General features: G+C 73.7%; 17 protein-coding genes and 1 pseudogene. 8 read left to right on the top strand and 10 right to left on the bottom strand.

The window, feature by feature from the left end:
• The 3 genes and pseudogenes from IH80_RS43715 to IH80_RS0113505 all read left to right on the top strand — a co-directional run.
• A pseudogene (locus IH80_RS43715) lies at window positions 1-94 on the top strand (ABC transporter permease); the annotation flags it as partial.
• 160 nt (window positions 95-254) lie between these two features.
• Window positions 255-374, top strand: coding sequence for a putative leader peptide (locus IH80_RS47140; RefSeq protein ID WP_324609406.1), 120 nt, complete (start codon window positions 255-257; stop codon window positions 372-374).
• 152 nt (window positions 375-526) lie between these two features.
• Complete coding sequence (locus IH80_RS0113505) at window positions 527-1,441, top strand: glutathione S-transferase C-terminal domain-containing protein (protein ID WP_063757285.1); 915 nt, start codon at window positions 527-529, stop codon at window positions 1,439-1,441.
• 28 nt (window positions 1,442-1,469) lie between these two features.
• On the opposite strand, the gene IH80_RS0113500 is transcribed toward IH80_RS0113505, so the two are convergent.
• From IH80_RS0113500 to IH80_RS0113485, 4 genes are all read right to left on the bottom strand, one after another.
• Entirely contained in the window at window positions 1,470-2,591 is a 1,122-nt protein-coding gene (locus tag IH80_RS0113500; protein WP_030960397.1) for an aryl-sulfate sulfotransferase, read from the bottom strand.
• Window positions 2,592-2,619: 28 nt separating this feature from the next.
• A complete protein-coding gene (locus tag IH80_RS0113495) occupies window positions 2,620-3,627 on the bottom strand; it encodes an ABC transporter substrate-binding protein (protein ID WP_030960395.1) in 1,008 nt (335 codons plus the stop codon).
• A 95-nt stretch (window positions 3,628-3,722) separates the two neighbouring features.
• Complete coding sequence (locus IH80_RS0113490) at window positions 3,723-4,439, bottom strand: ABC transporter ATP-binding protein (RefSeq protein ID WP_037879789.1); 717 nt, start codon at window positions 4,437-4,439, stop codon at window positions 3,723-3,725.
• Window positions 4,436-5,215 carry an ABC transporter permease gene (locus IH80_RS0113485; protein WP_030960394.1) on the bottom strand — a complete coding sequence of 260 codons (780 nt, stop codon included), beginning with the start codon at window positions 5,213-5,215 and terminating at the stop codon, window positions 4,436-4,438. The genes IH80_RS0113490 and IH80_RS0113485 overlap by 4 nt, the downstream gene beginning before the upstream one ends.
• A 128-nt stretch (window positions 5,216-5,343) precedes the next feature.
• Here IH80_RS0113485 and IH80_RS0113480 point away from each other — a divergent pair, with 128 nt between their 5' ends.
• On the top strand, window positions 5,344-5,913 hold the full coding sequence (locus IH80_RS0113480; RefSeq protein ID WP_030960393.1) for a helix-turn-helix domain-containing protein: 570 nt from the start codon (window positions 5,344-5,346) through the stop codon (window positions 5,911-5,913).
• A 26-nt stretch (window positions 5,914-5,939) separates the two neighbouring features.
• On the opposite strand, the gene IH80_RS0113475 is transcribed toward IH80_RS0113480, so the two are convergent.
• On the bottom strand, window positions 5,940-6,374 hold the full coding sequence (locus tag IH80_RS0113475; protein WP_030960391.1) for a VOC family protein: 435 nt from the start codon (window positions 6,372-6,374) through the stop codon (window positions 5,940-5,942).
• Between the two features lie 130 nt (window positions 6,375-6,504).
• On the opposite strand from IH80_RS0113475, the gene IH80_RS0113470 reads away from it, so the two are divergent.
• Both IH80_RS0113470 and IH80_RS0113465 read left to right on the top strand, forming a co-directional pair.
• Window positions 6,505-6,939, top strand: coding sequence for a DUF2809 domain-containing protein (locus IH80_RS0113470; protein WP_037879786.1), 435 nt, complete (start codon window positions 6,505-6,507; stop codon window positions 6,937-6,939).
• Window positions 6,940-7,254: 315 nt separating this feature from the next.
• On the top strand, window positions 7,255-8,067 hold the full coding sequence (locus tag IH80_RS0113465) for a polysaccharide deacetylase family protein (protein ID WP_037879784.1): 813 nt from the start codon (window positions 7,255-7,257) through the stop codon (window positions 8,065-8,067).
• A 54-nt stretch (window positions 8,068-8,121) separates the two neighbouring features.
• Here IH80_RS0113465 and IH80_RS0113460 read toward each other — a convergent pair whose 3' ends face one another.
• Window positions 8,122-8,736, bottom strand: coding sequence for a TetR/AcrR family transcriptional regulator (locus IH80_RS0113460; RefSeq protein WP_051809239.1), 615 nt, complete (start codon window positions 8,734-8,736; stop codon window positions 8,122-8,124).
• Window positions 8,737-8,809: 73 nt separating this feature from the next.
• On the opposite strand from IH80_RS0113460, the gene IH80_RS0113455 reads away from it, so the two are divergent.
• A complete protein-coding gene (locus IH80_RS0113455; RefSeq protein WP_234432221.1) occupies window positions 8,810-10,612 on the top strand; it encodes an ABC transporter ATP-binding protein in 1,803 nt (600 codons plus the stop codon).
• Window positions 10,613-10,714: 102 nt separating this feature from the next.
• Here IH80_RS0113455 and IH80_RS0113450 read toward each other — a convergent pair whose 3' ends face one another.
• Entirely contained in the window at window positions 10,715-12,220 is a 1,506-nt protein-coding gene (locus IH80_RS0113450; RefSeq protein WP_030960384.1) for a SpoIIE family protein phosphatase, read from the bottom strand.
• 249 nt (window positions 12,221-12,469) lie between these two features.
• Here IH80_RS0113450 and IH80_RS0113445 point away from each other — a divergent pair, with 249 nt between their 5' ends.
• Window positions 12,470-13,555, top strand: a complete 1,086-nt coding sequence (locus IH80_RS0113445; protein ID WP_030960382.1) for a barstar family protein — start codon at window positions 12,470-12,472, stop codon at window positions 13,553-13,555.
• Between the two features lie 206 nt (window positions 13,556-13,761).
• Here the strand turns inward: IH80_RS0113445 and IH80_RS0113440 are convergent, their stop codons facing one another.
• Genes IH80_RS0113440 through IH80_RS44700 form a run of 3 tightly spaced genes read right to left on the bottom strand, consistent with a single transcriptional unit; the run spans window position 13,762 to window position 15,387 of the window.
• Window positions 13,762-14,973: an FAD-dependent monooxygenase gene (locus tag IH80_RS0113440; protein ID WP_030960377.1), complete on the bottom strand. Its 1,212-nt coding sequence runs from the start codon at window positions 14,971-14,973 to the stop codon at window positions 13,762-13,764.
• Between the two features lie 27 nt (window positions 14,974-15,000).
• Window positions 15,001-15,207, bottom strand: a complete 207-nt coding sequence (locus IH80_RS0113435) for a hypothetical protein (protein WP_030960376.1) — start codon at window positions 15,205-15,207, stop codon at window positions 15,001-15,003.
• Between the two features lie 33 nt (window positions 15,208-15,240).
• Entirely contained in the window at window positions 15,241-15,387 is a 147-nt protein-coding gene (locus tag IH80_RS44700; protein ID WP_158943427.1) for a hypothetical protein, read from the bottom strand.
• Window positions 15,388-15,416: the final 29 nt, after the last annotated feature.

Genomic DNA, 15,416 nt, shown 5'->3' with positions numbered 1-15,416 from the left:
CATCCTCGTCGTCGGCATCGCCATCGACCTCCTCATCTTCAGCCCCCTCGAACGCTCCGTCCTGCGCAGCCGCGGCCTCCTGGTCAAGAGCTGACCGGCTCTCCACCAGGCGCTCTCCCACCGACGGCGACCGCCCGGTGGCCGGCCGGCCCCCTTGACAGCGCCCGAGCGCGGATCGACACTCCAGGCAGCGAATCCTAGTGGAGCGGTAGGAAACCATGGGGTGTTCAGCGCCGGGCCGCGGGACCTACGGCGTGCGTGCCGTCGCCTCCCTGCCGCTGCCGCTCCTGACCTCCCGGCGCCACATCGACCTGCTGCGTGTGTGCAGTGCGGCGGATCCCGTGCACCACAGCCCCGCGCCCGTCCGCCGCTGACCGTCGCGCGCACGCCACGGCTCGCACGCACCGCCCGCACACACCGCGGGCACCCACCGCTCACACCCGCCGGGTCCCGGCCGCGTCGCATCCGTCGCGGCCCGTCGTCGTATGTCCGTGACCGAGCAATCCCAGCGATCCCAGGGAGACTCATGTCCGCCACGCACCCGAACGCCGTGCCGCCCTTCCGGAGCAGGATCGGCCGCGACGCGCGCAGCGGCTTCCCGGCCGTTCCGCACCGCTACCGGCTCCACCTGACGCCGTCCTGTCCCAGCAGTCTGCGGATCGCCGTCACGCACGGCCTGCTCGGCCTGCAGGACGTCCTCCCGGTGACGTTGCTGCCCGCCGTACCCGACGCACCCGACGGCGGATACGTCGCGCTGCGCCCGCTGTTCGAGGCGAGTGCGCACCTGTATCCCGGGCCGGCGCTGGCTCCGGTCCTCAGCGACGACTGGACCGGACGGATCGTCAGCACGCACGCCCCGGACATCGTTCAGGACCTGGCCCGGCGGTTCGGAGCCACCACCGGACGGGCTCTCCACCCCCTTGGCGCCGACGCGCGCATCGAAGAGGTCGGCAGGCTCTGCGACCGGGGCATCAACGCCGCCGCCCAGCGGGCCGGCCGGGCCGGTGCCGGCGGGGCGGCCCGCGACGACGCGCTCGCCGCGCTGCTGCGCGGGCTGGGTTCCCTGGAGCGGCGGCTGACCTCGTCCGACCACCTGCTGGGCGATCACCTCACGGCGGCCGACGTGCAGGTGTGGGTCACGCTGGTGCAGCTGGACACGGTGCACCGCTGGCACCTGGACGCCGAGGCGGTGTACCGCATCACCGACCACCCCCGGCTGTGGTCCTACGCGCGGCGGCTGGCCGCCCACCCCGCTTTCGCGGCGCATCTCGACCTGGACGGCATCGCCCTCCGGCACCACGCCCACTGCCGGGGCAGCGAAGCGGCGGTACGGATCGTGGACTGGCCACCGTACGCGCCGAGCGCCCGTGCCGGCGCCGGAACAGGGGCCGGCATCGACACCGGCGCGGGAACCGGCGCGGCCGTGAAGACGACCGGTTAGCCGAGCACGGCGGCCCGCCCGACGGGGGTCAGGCCGTCACGTGCAGCCAGGGGAGCTGGTCGGCGGAGTAGCGGTGGGCGCGGAAGACGGAGTTCTGAGCGCCCGCCGAGGACTCCAGGCCCACCCCGTCGCCGAACGAGCGGAACTGCGGGACCACGAACTCCCACACCACGTCGCCGCCGGGCGTGACCTCGAAGAGCCGCCCGAAGGACCCCTCGGCGATGAAGGTGTTGCCGTTGGGCAGGCGCTGGGCGCTGGACATGTACGGGCTGTAGAAGTTCTGCGGCGGGTTGTCCTGGTAGGACCACACCTCCTCGCCGGTGCGCGGGTCCAGCTCCATCACCCGCGAGTAGGGCACGGAGGTGGTGTCGCGGTAGGTGCCGTTGTCGAAGACGAGGATGGTGCCGCCGGGCAGTTCGTGGGGGTGGTGCTGCTGAGCCAGGACGTCGGGACCGATGTGCCACAGTACGGATCCGTCGGCGCGGTCGACGGCCACGGCGGAGGACGCGCTGCGGAAGCCCAGGACGATGGAGCCGTCGGCGCTCTCGTTGACGGTGTTGGCCATGGGCCAGTGCTCGCGGGCGAAGTGCGGGTTGAGCGGGAAGTCCTCGGGGTCGAGGTGTTCGATGGCGGCCCAGCGCCACACCTCCTGCCCGTCCCACGTCAGTTCGTACACGACGTCGCCGTAGATCACCCCGCCCGGCGCCTCGGAACCGGGGATGCCGCCGCGGATGCGGGCCGCGTCGGCCGGGTCGAGGGGGTCGACCGCGGTGATGATGAGGTTGCCGTTGCGCAGGAGCGAGGCGTCGTGGTGGTGGAAGGGGTGGCGGACCTCGCGGACGACCGTGGAGTCGGGTGCCAGTTCCTGGAAGATGCCGCCGTGGTAGACGTCCCAGATGGGGAAGAGCGTCGGGCTCGTGGTGTCCTTGGCCGCGTAGAAGAGGTTGCCGTTCGGCAGGATCTGCGCCTGACGGCCGGGCGGGTGCGGGGAGTTCCAGGTGTGGACGGCGCGGCCCTCGATGTCGACGAGGTGGATCTCGCCGGCGCTGGTGATCGGCGTGTACAGGGTGTAGCCGCCGTGGCTGCGCTCGGGATCGTGGGCGATCAGGCCGACGCCGCGGCGGCGCAGGGTGTTCTGGTCGACGGTCATGGGTTCGGTCTCCTCGTGGGGTGGTGTGTCAGCGAACGGTGACGGCGGCCGGGTCGACGGCCGTCAGGGGGCCGGGGTTCAGATACCGCTGCAGTGACGCGCGGTCGGCTGCGCCGGGCAGGCCCTGGGCGGCCTTGGCCCAGGTGGCCTCCTCCCCCAACTGGGCCAGCAGGTCGGGTGAGAGGGTGGCGCCGTAGGTGTAGCGGGGCTGGTACGTGTCGACGTAGCCGGCCTGGAGCGCGCCCTTGGACTGGGCGACGACGGCCTTCCGTGCGCGGACCGGGTCGTCCGCGATCTCGCGCTGGGCGCGCAGCACGGTGCGCAGTACGGCGGCTGAGGTCTCGTCGCCGGTCTTCGGCCCCGCGACCAGGAGGGTGCGTGCGGTGTATCCGGTGAAGGGGAGCTCGGCGTAGCGCTCGCCGAGCGCGGTGCGCGCGGCCTCGTAGAAGCTGGGAAAGGTGAGGCCCGCGTCGATGTCACCGCGGGCCAGTGCCGAAGTGACCTGGTTCGGGGCGAGATTCACGACGGTCACGTCGGCTGCGGTCAGCTGTGCGGAGGCGAGCATCCGGGACAGGGCGTACTCGACGTTCGTGCCCTGCGGGACGCCGACCTTACGGCCCTTGAGGGCCGCGAAGCCGGTGATCGCCCGGTCGGTTCGGGTGAGCAGACGCCAGTCGGAGAACCGGGACAGGTCGGCGACGATCCGCAGGTCGCGTCCGCCCAGCGCCGCCGTCACGGCGGGCAGGTCGCCGACGACGCCGAGCTGTGCCTGGCCGCCGAGGACGGCGTTGAGGGCGTCCCGCCCGGTGGGCTGGGTGGTGACGGTGGCGTCGATGCCTTCGGCGGCCCAGAGTCCGTGTTCCTGGGCGACGTGGACGGGGGCTCCGCCGAGGTGGTCGCTGCCGACGACGGAGACGGCCGGGCGGCCGTCCTTTCCGCCGCCGTTCGCGGGCACGGAGCCGTCGGCGCAGGCCGAGACGAGTGTGCTGAGCAGGGCCGCTACGAGCAGGGCGGCGGACGCGCGGGGTCTGGGCATCGAGGGTGTCCTTCCGGGGACCGGGGACGGGGATCGGATCGGGCGAGGGACCGGGCCGGGGTAGGGCGACGGGCTCAGGGACGGGAGGCAGCGGCTCAGTCGGAGCCGAGGTGGCGTGCGATGAGCGAGCGCAGGTCCGGGTCGGGAGCTCCCTCGGGGACGGCGTGGTCGGCGAGCACTCGACCGGGGCTGCCGCCCAGGACCACGACCCGTTGGGCGAGCGCCAGGGCTTCGTCGATGTCGTGGGTGACGAACAGGACGGTGGTGCCCCGGCGTTGCCACAGCTCCCGCAGCAGGCGCTGCATGCGGGCCCTGGTCAGGGCGTCCAGCGCCCCGAACGGTTCGTCCATGAGCAGCACTTCGGGCTCGGCGGCCAGGGCGCGGGCAAGCGCCACGCGCTGTTGCATGCCGCCCGACAACTGTGCCGGGTACTTGTCGGTGCCGTCGGCGAGGCCGACTTCGGCGAGTGCCTCCAGGGCGCGTCGGCGGCGTTCCGCACGCGGCAGCCCGGGCCGTTTGAGGGCGAACTCGACGTTCCCGCGTGCGGTGCGCCAGGGGAAGAGCGCGTAGTGCTGGAAGACCACCCCCCGGTGGGGGCCGGGCCCGCGCACGGGCCGGGAACCCGCCGTGACCTGCCCGGTGGCGGGAGGTACGAAGCCGGCGACGGCGCCGAGGACCGTCGACTTGCCGCATCCGCTCGGGCCGAGCAGGGCGGTGAACGACCCTGCGGGGAGTTCCAGGTCCGTGCGCTCCAGGACGGAGGCGGATCCGTAGCGGACGGACAGCCCTTCCAGTCGTACTGCCAGGCTCATGAGGTGCTCCAGTGCGCGAACCGGCGGCCGATCGCGGCGAGTACGAGGTCCACGGCCACGCCGAGCAGCCCGAGCACGAGCAGCCCGGCGAACATCCGGTCCACGCGGAGGAACTGGCCGTCGACCTGGAGCCGGTACGCCAGGCCGCTGTCGGCGCCGCCCAGCTCGGCCGCCACCAGGGCGAGCAGGGCCACCGAGGCGCCGTAGCGCAGTGCCGCGAGCACGGCGGGCGCGGCGGCGGGCAGCAGCACCTCGGCGAACCGGCGGTGCAGCGGGGCGCCCAGCGTCCGGGCCGCCCGCAGGTGGGAGACCGGGACCCGGGACACCCCGTCGTGGACGTACAGCCATACGGCGAGGAGGACGGCGTAGGCGATGAGGAGGCGCTTGGCGGTCTCCCCGATGCCGAACCAGGCGGTCGCGAGCGGCACCAGGGCGATGGCCGGGATCGGGCGCAGGAAGGAGACGACGGGCGTCACCGCGGCGGAGAGCTTCGGCAGGTATCCGGTGGCGAAGCCGAGTGCGCTGCCGATGAGCGCGCCGAGGGCGAAGCCCTGTCCGGCGCGGGCCAGGCTGGCGCGGAGGTCGGCCGCCAGGATGCCGCTGCGGGCGCTGTCGGCGAGCGCGGCCAGGGTCTGGGCGGGGGTGGGCAGGAGTGCCGGGGCGACCACGGCGGACCGGGCGAGCAGGTACCAGAGCGCGAGCACGGCGGCTGCCGCCGCCAGGGCCGGGGCCAGCCGGCCGAGGGCCCGGCCGGGCGGTGAAGGGGTGGCGTGCACGGAGCGGCTCCTCGGTCGTCGATAAGTGAGGTCAATAATTGACCACGCTTATGACGGGGATGTTGCAGCAGTGCGAAACCTCGCCGGGGCGCCCGGGCCCTGATGGGGGATGAGGTACGTTCACCTGCGTGTCTCGACCCGAACCCACGCCCGAGGCGATCGAGGTCGGACGGGTGATCCGGAGCTGCCGCAAGCGAAGCGGCGTCTCCATGGCCGTCCTCGCCGCCCGCTCAGGCCTCTCGCAGCCGTTCCTCAGCCAGCTCGAACGCGGCCTCACCACGCCCAGCCTCAGCTCGATCTACCGGATCGCGGAAGCCCTGGAGGTCAGCCCGGGCACCTTCCTGAGGCCGCCCGCACGGCCGGGTGCGGTCAGCCACGAGAGCGACCCGCAGGTGATCCGGGTGGAGGAGTCCGCAGGGCAGGTCGCTCGGGTGCTCATCCCGGGCGGGCGCAGCGCGTTGATGGAGGCGTACGAGCACCACTTCGAGCCCGGCCAGGGCGAGCGCGGCTGGTTCGAGCACCCCGGCGAGGACTTCCTCTACGTCCTGGAGGGCGAGGTGGTCCTGGAGGTCGAGGGCGAGGAGCCGTTGACGCTGCGCGCCGGCCAGAGTGCCCACCACCGGGGTGAAGTCCCGCACCGCTGCCGCCTGTCGGGCCCGGCCTCCGCCCGCACCCTCTTGGTCATCACGAACGCCTGACCGGGTGACCGACGGCGCAACGGCCCTCAGTCGAGGCAGAACTCGTTGCCCTCGACGTCCTGCATCACCAGGCAGGACTCGTTCATCTCGTCCGCGAGGAGCAGCCGCACGCGCGTAGCGCCGAGGGCGACCAGGCGGGCGCATTCGGCCTCCAGGGCGGCCACGCGCTCGTCGCCCGCGAGCCCGGTGCCGACGCGGACGTCGATGTGGAGGCGGTTCTTGACGACCTTGCCTTCGGGAACGCGCTGGAAGAACAGCCGCGGGCCGACACCCGAGGGGTCGACGCAGGCGAACGCCGACCCCTGGCGCTCGGCCGGCAGCGCGCGGTCGAAGTCGTCCCAGCTCCCGAACCCCTCGGGCGGCGGCGGCACGACATATCCCAGCACCTCGCACCAGAAACGGGCGACACGTTCGGGTTGTGCACAGTCGAAGGTGACTTGGAACTTCTTGATCGACGCCATCGGGCCATCATAGGGACGCCTGCTCCGCCTCGGGCAGGTCGAACCGTGGACTCGCGCACCACATGGCGGGCGGGCAGCGGGCCGGGCGGCGGGCAGCGGGCCGGGCGGTGGGCTCGGGCAGGATGGCCCCGTGACCTTCGTATCCGGAACCCGTAGCAGCACCGCCGCCCCCGGTCGGATCCGTCTGGTGGCGGCCGGCGCGGCCGCGGTGACGGTCGGCCTGGGGCTCGGGCTGCGGGCGGTGGCGGCGGGGAGCGTGGCCGAGTACGGCGGGGACGCGCTGTACACCGTCCTGCTGGTGGCCCTGGTCGTGCTGGTCGCGCCGCGGTGGACGCCCCTGCGGGCCGCCGGGACCGCGCTGGCGGCGAGCTGGGCCGTCGAGCTCTTGCAGCTCAGCTCCCTGCCCGCGGAGCTGTCCCGCCACAGCGTGGCCGCCCGCCTGGTACTCGGCTCCACCTTCAACCCACCGGACCTGTTCTGGTACGTGGTCGGCGCGGCGGGCGGCTGGCTGCTCCACACGGCGATGGTGGCGGAGCGACGGCCGGTGGCCCCCACCCGCCGGTGACTCTCCTCACACGGGGCGGGGTCCCGGTGTGCCGATGAGGTGCCGCTCCGGCGCCCGCCGCCGCGTGACGGCGGGCGCGCACGGGGGACTCCTCGCGCACCGCCTCCGGTGCACCGATGCCGCCCCCACACCGGCCGGCAGGCCCGCCGCGCTCCCCCCGTGGGTCCGTCGTCCGACCCGCCGGACCGGTCCCGTTCCGGCCGCGGTACGTGCCGCGGAGCCGGCCGATCGGCCGAGGAGGGCTCCGGGACGGATGACCTAGCCTGGATCGGACACGCGAGAACGGGGGGCCGAGCGCAAAGGAAGAGCGCGTCCATGGGCATCACCAGCAGTTCCGCTCGCCGTCTCCGGCGGGCGGGAACCGCCGCCACGGCGGCCGTCCTCGGCATCCTGGCCGTTTCCGGCACCCCGGCCCTCGCCGCCACGGACGGCTCGTCGGACAAGCCCGCGGCCGGTAACCCCGCCGGGGCCGCCGCGTCGGCCGGAGGCCAGGGGACCGCGCGGAGCGCCTCGGGGATCCCCCTGGGGATCTCCCGGCTGGCACAGGGCTCGGGCAGGGACGTCGCGATCACCATCGACGACGGCCCGGACCCCCGCTGGACGCCCCAGGTCCTCGACGTGCTGCGGAAGAACCACGTCAAGGCCACCTTCTGCCTGATCGGGACGAAGGCGCAGAAGTACCCGGAACTCGTGCGCGCGGTCGCCGCCGACGGACACCTCCTGTGCAACCACTCCGTCGACCACGACGTGACCATGGACCACAAGCCCGTCGCCTACCAGAAGCAGCAGATACTCGAGGGCAAGGCCATGATCGAGAAGGCCGCTCCCGGGGTCCCGGTCGGCTACTACCGCGCCCCGGGCGGCGCTTTCACCCCCGACAGCCGGGCGATCGCCGCGGCGAGCGGGATGCGTCCGCTGGGCTGGAGCGTGGACCCGAAGGACTGGAGCCGCCCGGGCCTGCCCGCGATCATCTCCGTCCTCGAGGACAAGCTGCCCCAGCAGCCGACCGTCCTCTTCCACGACGGGGGCGGGGACCGCAGCGAAACCGTCGCGGCACTCAAGCAGTACCTGCCCTGGCTCACGGAGCAGGGCTACCACTTCACCTTCCCCGCGCGCACCACCCCGTAGCCCACCCCACGCCGACCGGGCGCCGGGGGGGGCTGCCGGGGGCGGTCGGCTGGATCAGGAGGCCGCCATGGCCTTGCGCAGGGTGTGGAGGCACGACGAGACGGCCGTGTGGCGGGGCGTGCCGTAGTCGCGTGCCTGCATCCAGGCCGCGTACAGCAGGGACCACAGCACGTTCTGCAGCCACTCGGCGTCCGCCTCCGCGTCGACCGTGCCTTCGGACTGGCCGCGTTCGATGAGGCGGACCAGGATCCGGTCGGAGTCGGTCTCCTCCTCGAAGCCCGCCCAGCTCAGGAACTGCGGGACGTCGAACAGCAGCATGAGCCGGTCCCCCAGCTCGAAGTACTCCAGGCAGAGCCGTTCCAGCGCCTTCGGGGCCGGGCCCTCCTCGACCCGCGCACGGACGGTCGCCTCCTGCAGCCGCTCCCGTACGTCCGCCCCGAGCGCCGCCACCAGGTCCGAGCGTTCCGCGAAGTAGCGGTGGACGGTCGTGCGCCCGACACCGGCGGCCTCGGCCACGTCCGCGAGGGACGCACCGTGGTTGGCCGACAGGACGCTGACGGCAGCGTCGAGGATCGCGCGCCGCGTGCGGGCACGGGTCGCGGTCTCGGTCGTCGTCGCTGCCGTCGGGGCTGCTGCCGTCGCTGCCGTCGCGATGTGGTCATGCTCCATGGACGTACGGTAGCGCGCAACCCGCAATGAAACCGACTTGACCCTTATGGAACATCGATGTTCCATTTCCATCATGGCTGACCCGACACCCCCGCCCCGTACCGTGCTCGACGCACCCCGGCTGCGCGTCCTCTGGGCGTTCGCCCGCCCGCACCGCCGCACGCTGGCCGCAGGACTGGTCCTGGCGCTGGCCGGTTCGGCCCTCGGCCTGGCCACCCCCATGCTCACCAAGTGGGTGCTGGACGCCCTGAACGACTCCGCCTCCCTGACCGGCCCCGTGACCGCGCTGTTCGTCCTCCTCGTCGTGGGCGCCGCCGTGTCCTACCGGCAGTGGTGCATGCTCGGCACGCTGGGCGAACGCGTCGTGCTGGAGGCGCGCGAGTCCATGGTGCGGCGGTTCCTGCAGGCCACCGTGCCCGCGCTCACCCGCCGCCCGACCGGTGAGCTCGTCACCCGCGTCACCTCGGACACGGTCCTGCTCCGCGAGGCGACCGCCCAGTCGTTCGTCGGCCTGGTCAACGGCGCCGTCATGCTGGTGGGCAGCCTGGTCCTGATGGGCGTGCTCGACCTGGTGCTCCTCGGCACGACGGTGGCCGCCGTGGCCGTGACCGGGGCGCTCTTCGCGCTCCTCATGCCGGGCATCGGCAAGGCGCAGCAGCGCGCACAGGAGCACATCGGCCTGCTCGGCGGCCGCCTGGAGGGCACGCTGCGCGCGATCCGCACCGTGAAGGTGAGCCGCGCCGAGGAGCGGGCCGCCGAGCGGATCGTGGCCGACGCGCGGTCCGCGGCGGAGTACGGCATCCGGGCGGTGCGTCAGGAGGCGCTGGCCTGGACGGTAGCCGGGTCCGGCATCCAGCTGGCCATCATCGCGATCCTGGGCGTCGGGGCCTGGCGGGTCGGGGCCGGGGACCTCGAGGTGTCCAGCCTGATCGCCTTCCTGTTGTACGCGTTCACGCTGATGGAGCCGGTCAGCACGCTCAGCCAGAACCTGACCTCTCTCCAGGCCGGGATGGCCGCGGCCGAACGCATCCGGCAGACCGCCGATCTGACGGGCGAGGACGCGGCGGGCCGCCCTGCGCGCGGCGTCCCGGCCGCCCGCCCGACGGACGCCGACGACCGGGCGCACGTGCCCGTGCTCGAACTGCGCGGTGTGAGCGCCGCGTACGGCCCCGACGCCGGGAACGCCGTCACCGACGTGCGGCTGGCCATCCCCCGGCGCGGTCACACCGCGATCGTCGGGCCGTCGGGCGCCGGCAAGACCACCCTGTTCTCGCTGGTCCTGCGGTTCCTGGAGCCCGTCGACGGCGAACTGCTGCTGAACGGACGGCCGTACCGCGACCACAGCCACTCCGAGGTACGGGCGCGGCTGGCGTACGTCGAGCAGGACACCCCGGTCGTGCCCGGCACCCTCCGCGACAACCTGCTGCTCGCCCGGCCGGACGCCACCGAGGAGGAACTCCACCGCGTGCTGCGGGACGTACGGCTCACGGACAAGGTCGACGCCCTCGACAGCGGTCTGGACAGCCCGCTGTCGTCGGCGCACGTGTCCGGTGGCGAACGCCAGCGCATCGCACTCGCCCGCGCCCTGCTGCGGACTCCCGAGGTCCTGCTGCTGGACGAGGCGACCGCGCAATTGGACGGTCTGACCGAGACCGCGGTGCAGGACTGCATCCGCAGCCGCGCGGCGACGGGTGCGGTGGTGACGGTCGCGCACCGCCTGTCGACGGTGGTCGACGCCGATCTGATCGTGGTCATGGAGGCGGGCCGGATCCGCGCCCGCGGCACCCATGAGGAACTGCTGGGGTCCGACCCGCTCTACCGCGAGCTGGTGGCGGCCCTGCGCCTGGCCACCACCGCCGGGGCGGAGGTGGCGTAGCCCGGTCGGCACGGCCCCGACGGCCGACGGCCGATCGGCCGGATCGGCCGGATCGGCTGAGTCGGCTGAGTCGGCTGAGCCTGGTCCCCGCGCGGTGCGGTGTCAGACGGGGTCTTCGGGGGTCGGGGTGGCACGGGCGATCAGGAGGGCGACGTCGTCGTGGACTCCCGGGTGGCGCATGGTGTCCAGCAGCAGGTCGCAGGTCTCGTCCAGGGGGCGGCCGGGATCGTCGAGGGCGGCGAGGAGGACCTCGAGGCGCTCGTCGATCGGGTCGTCCCGGGTCTCGACCAGGCCGTCGGTGTAGAGGACGAGCTGGTCGCCCACCTCTGCGGGGATGCTGACGGTACGGAAGGCGACACCGCAGCCGCCGAGGGGCGCGCCGGTGGGCAGGTCGAGGAGTTCGCGCGTGCCGTCCTGCCGCAGGAGGACCGGGGGCAGGTGCCCGGCCAGGGAGAGGCGCCACTGCGCCCCGCGCGGGTCGTAGACGGCGTAGACGCAGGTCGCGATGGTTTCGAGGCCCTCGGTGACGTGGTCGAGGTGGTGCAGGACCTGTGCGGGGTCGAGGTCGAGATCGGCCAGGGTCCGGGTGGCGGTGCGCAGTTGGCCCATGCTGGCCGCTGCGGCGACTCCGCTGCCCATGACGTCGCCGACGACGAGGGCGGTCTTGTCCCCGCTCAGCGGGATCACGTCGAACCAGTCGCCGCCGATCTCCATGGTGGCCTGGGCGGGGCGGTAGCGGGTGGCGACCTCCAGGCCCGGCCGCCGCGGCGGGGTGTGCGGCAGCAGGCTGCGCTGGAGGGTGAGTGCGGTGTGGCGTTGCTCCTCTACCGCCCGGTGCCGCTCGGTGACGTCGGTGCTGGCGGTGGCCACGCCCAGTACGGTCCCGTTGGGGGCTTCGAGCCGGTAGAACGAGATCGACCAGGCGTGGTCGTGGTCCGGGTCGGCCGGGGTACGGCCGACGGTGTACTGGTCCACGATGGGGACGCCGGTGGCCAGCACTTCGCGCATCGCGGCTTCGAAGGAGGCGTCCACGGCCGGCAGTACCTCGTGGACGTGGCGGCCGATGTGCTCGGCCGCGGAGACCCCGTTGAGGCGTTCCTCCGCCGGGTTGACCGAGACGTAGCGGAGGTCGGTGTCGAGCACGCCGAGGCCGACCGGCGACTGTTCCACGAGCCGGGCGGACAGGGCCAGATCCCGCTCGACCTGCCGTACCGTCGCCTGGTCCGCGGCCAGGCCCAGGGCGTAGTACTCCTGCTGGGAGTCCAGCAGCCGCATGTTGCGGAACTCGACCATGCGCGTGCTGCCGTCCTTGTGCCGGACGGGGAAGACACCGACCCAGCTGACGCCGGCCTCCATGACCTCGTTGAACATGTCCAGTACGACGGGGACGTGCTCCTCGTGCAGCAGGAGCCGGGCCGCGTACTCCCCCAGGGCCTCGTCGGCGGTGTAACCGAACAGTTCCTCGGCCTGCGGGCTCCACAGGTCGATCCGGCCTTCGGCGTCGAGGAGGATGGCGGCCACGCGGAGCACATCGAGCAGGCCGCCGGGCCCCGGCGCGGCGGGCCGCACCTCTCCGGGGTCGCCGTGCGAGGGCTCGATTGCTCCCATCTGTGGGCTCTCCTTCCGGCCACTGCGGGCTGCGGCCCTACGCTCCCAGCCATCTCATCGTCCCCCTCCGCGCGACACGCGTGCACGCCGCGCCCCCACCGGACGGCCCACGCACCGCACGCCGGTGCAACCGCACGCATTCGAGCACATGCGCGACAACTGTGCGTCACCGCCCGGGTACGGCGCACCGAAACGTCGACGGAGGGGGCCGGTGCGGGTGCCCGGGGAGGGAGGGGGCATCATGCCGACATGCAGGAGAACGAGACCCGTCAGGGGCGGACGCGGTACACGCTCACCAACACGGAACGAGGCCACGTCTGGGGCCACTGCGCCGAGGCGGAGGGGTTGTTCGGGCCGGGCCGGCGTGAGACGTACGAGTTGCTCGGCTGGGTGCCGGAGGGAGCCGAGGTGCTCGGGTGGGTCGGCCGTGAGGTGTGGCTCGTGCCCGGGGACGGGACGCTCGACCCCTGGCTGCTGGAGGACGTCGAGAGCCTCGGGCGGCATCCCGGGACGGACGGTCTCGTCCTCACCGGGCTCGACGGCCGGGCCGCGCAGTCCGATGGGTACCGGGGCCCTGTACGCGTGCACGACAAGCGGCGATGGCTGGGCTCCTGCCGGGAGTTCGCCCGTGTGCTGCCGCCCGGGCGGCCGGAACCCGCGATCGTGCTGCGCGGGCTCGCCCCGGGCGAGGAGTTGCGGACGGCCCTGACGGCGGGCACCCGGCGCTCCCTGGATCTCGGAGAAGCAGCCCTGGAGGTACGGGACGACTTCGGTGAGCCGTTCGCCGAACTCCTCCTGTGCATCACCGTCAGCGCCTGGTACCCGTCCCCGCTCGGGGCCGGTCTGATCGACCTGGAGCTGGAGGGCGAACTCTCCGCTCCCGTCCCGGAACAGGCCCGACCGCTGTGGGAGCGTTGGCTCGCCGGACCGCCCCGGACACCCGGAGCCTGGGCCGGCCTCGGCACGCGGGCGCGCTGGGACTGGCTGGACCACGTCCGGGGACGGCCTCGGCCGGGCACCGGCGCCGGCCGGCCGTGGGGCCGGGCCTACGTACTCGACGGACGGCACATCACGGACGTCCCGGGCCTGTACCTGGCGCTCGGGGAGGCGTTCAACGGGCCGGGCGGCTACTTCGGTGCCAACGTGGACGCCCTCGCCGACTGTCTGGGCGGCGGCTTCGGCCACACCGGCCCGACGACGCTCCTGTGGCGCGACTGCGCCGTCGCGCGCGAGCACCTGGCGCAGGCACTGACCTCGGACGGGCGGCCCTACGACGTGTTCAACACGGTCCTCGACGTCCTCGCGGAGCACAGGGTGCGGGTCACGCCGGCCTGACCCGCACCCTGCCCGGCGCACACCACGCAGATCAGTACGGCGACCGCGGCGAGGCGGTGCAGGTGCGGACGACGTCGAACGCCTCCCCTCTCCGGAGAGTCTCCGTACGGTCCGCCGGCGGCGCCGCGGGGCCCCTGCTTGATGCGGACGCTGATCGGAACGTTCCCGGTGCCTCCAGTGGATGCCTCTGCTCCTGCCCGCAAACATCACCGATGCGTGGAGCGGTCGGTGCGGCCGCTGCCGGGGAGGCGGAAGCCGTTGAAGAGGTCGTCCATGCCGCGCAGGGCCAGCCGCGTGGGGGTGGCACGGACCGCCAGGTCACGGGCCGTCGCCGCGAGCGGGTTGCGCAGGGCGCCCAGGCGGCCGACGCGGCGGGCGCGGAGCCGGACGGCGTCCGTGCGGTCACGGCGGGCGGCGGTGTAGGCGGCGAGGGCGGCCGGGACGGCGTCCGCGCCGCCGGGGTCGTCCCCGGCCGGGAGGAGGTGGGCGAGGACCACCGCGTCCTCGATCGCCTGACAGCCGCCCTGGCCGAGGTTGGGGGCCATGGCGTGGGCGGCGTCGCCGAGCCAGGCGGTCCGGCCGTGGTGCAGCCGGGGAAGGGGGGCGGCCAGGTCGTAGAGGTCGTTCTGCAGGACGTCGGCGGGGCCGTAGTGCCCGACCCGGTCCAGTAGGGCCGGGATCGGGTCGTGCCACGAGCCGAAGCGGCGGCGGAGTTCGGTGAGGGGGTCGGCCGAGCGGGTGCCGGCCGGGACGACCGCGGTGGCGTAGAGGTAGTACCGGCCGTCGGCGAGCGGTGTCACGCCGAAGCGTTCCCCCCGCCCCCACGTCTCGCTCATGGACGGTATCCGCAGGTCCGGGGCGTCGACGAGGGTCCGCCAGGCCGTCTCGCCGAGGTAGTGCAGGCCGGGGTGGGCGGGGAAGCGCGCGCGGCGCAGCGGGCTGTGGATCCCGTCGGCGGCGACGACCAGGTCTGCGGGAAGGTCCGGGCCCCCGGCCGTGCGGACGGTCACGCGGCTGGTGGTGTCGTCCACGCCGGTCACGGTGGCGCCGTAGCGGAGGGCCTCCGGCGGCAGGGCCGCGGCCAGCGCCCCCGTGAAGGCCGGGCGCGGTACCGCGATCGGTGGCGTCCCGTACCGGGCCGCCATGTACGAGGTCTCGGCGCGGGTGAGCCACCGGCCGTCGGAGCGGCGGACGCCCATCGTCGCGGGCACGGCGCTGCCGATGGCCCGGGCCGCGTCGACGCCGATGGCGTCGAGGGCGCGCAGGGCGTTGGGAGCGAGGCCGATGCCGGCCCCGGTCACGGGCGGTTCGGGGGCGCGTTCGCAGACGGTGACCCGCCAGCCGCGGCGGTGCAGTGCGAGGGCGGCCGTGAGACCACCGATCCCGGCCCCCGCCACCACTGCCTGGAGTCTCTCCATGGACACCTCTCCGTTCGGTTCCCGCACCTACTGGTACGTCTCCACGACCCGGTCCGACACGGAGCAGACCGCCTCGCAGTCCGGGCAGACCGCCCGGCCGAAGAGGTGGGTCAGCCCGTACGCGAGCTTCTCGTGCCCCGCCTCCGTCGCCAGACGGTGCAGGCGGGCCGGAAGTGCGTCGAGGGCGGCCGGGTCCGCGGGCAGCAGTTCCGTCCTGACCGGGGCGGAGGTCACTGACAACGCCCGGGGCCGGCCGCGTCGGTGCGGTCACCTGCGCGGGCCGGCCACCGCATAGGCGGTGGTGCCGACCACCAGGACGGCCAGAGCGGTCCAGGTGCCCGCCGCCGTGCCGGGCGGCTGCGGCATCCAGGTCATGACCTGCATCGGCAGCCCGGTGAGGGGCGGGGCGAACAACGCGAGCGCCAGCCACCCGACCGGCAGCG

This window comes from Streptomyces sp. NRRL S-378 (assembly GCF_000720645.1).
Lineage (GTDB): Bacteria > Actinomycetota > Actinomycetes > Streptomycetales > Streptomycetaceae > Streptomyces.
The sequence above is the reverse complement of the archived record's forward strand: the minus strand, read 5'-3'. Positions and strand labels throughout refer to the sequence as shown.

Bases quoted from the DNA above. Each gene is read 5' to 3' on its own strand.
- IH80_RS0113465 (WP_037879784.1), top strand. From the start codon at position 7,255: ATGGGCATCACCAGCAGTTCCGCTCGCCGTCTCCGGCGGGCGGGAACC.
- IH80_RS0113505 (WP_063757285.1), top strand. From the start codon at position 527: ATGTCCGCCACGCACCCGAACGCCGTGCCGCCCTTCCGGAGCAGGATC.
- IH80_RS0113455 (WP_234432221.1), top strand. From the start codon at position 8,810: ATGGCTGACCCGACACCCCCGCCCCGTACCGTGCTCGACGCACCCCGG.
- IH80_RS0113500 (WP_030960397.1), bottom strand. From the start codon at position 2,591: ATGACCGTCGACCAGAACACCCTGCGCCGCCGCGGCGTCGGCCTGATC.
- IH80_RS0113475 (WP_030960391.1), bottom strand. From the start codon at position 6,374: ATGGCGTCGATCAAGAAGTTCCAAGTCACCTTCGACTGTGCACAACCC.
- IH80_RS0113445 (WP_030960382.1), top strand. From the start codon at position 12,470: ATGCAGGAGAACGAGACCCGTCAGGGGCGGACGCGGTACACGCTCACC.
- IH80_RS0113460 (WP_051809239.1), bottom strand. From the start codon at position 8,736: ATGGAGCATGACCACATCGCGACGGCAGCGACGGCAGCAGCCCCGACG.
- IH80_RS0113495 (WP_030960395.1), bottom strand. From the start codon at position 3,627: ATGCCCAGACCCCGCGCGTCCGCCGCCCTGCTCGTAGCGGCCCTGCTC.
- IH80_RS0113490 (WP_037879789.1), bottom strand. From the start codon at position 4,439: ATGAGCCTGGCAGTACGACTGGAAGGGCTGTCCGTCCGCTACGGATCC.
- IH80_RS0113440 (WP_030960377.1), bottom strand. From the start codon at position 14,973: ATGGAGAGACTCCAGGCAGTGGTGGCGGGGGCCGGGATCGGTGGTCTC.
- IH80_RS0113450 (WP_030960384.1), bottom strand. From the start codon at position 12,220: ATGGGAGCAATCGAGCCCTCGCACGGCGACCCCGGAGAGGTGCGGCCC.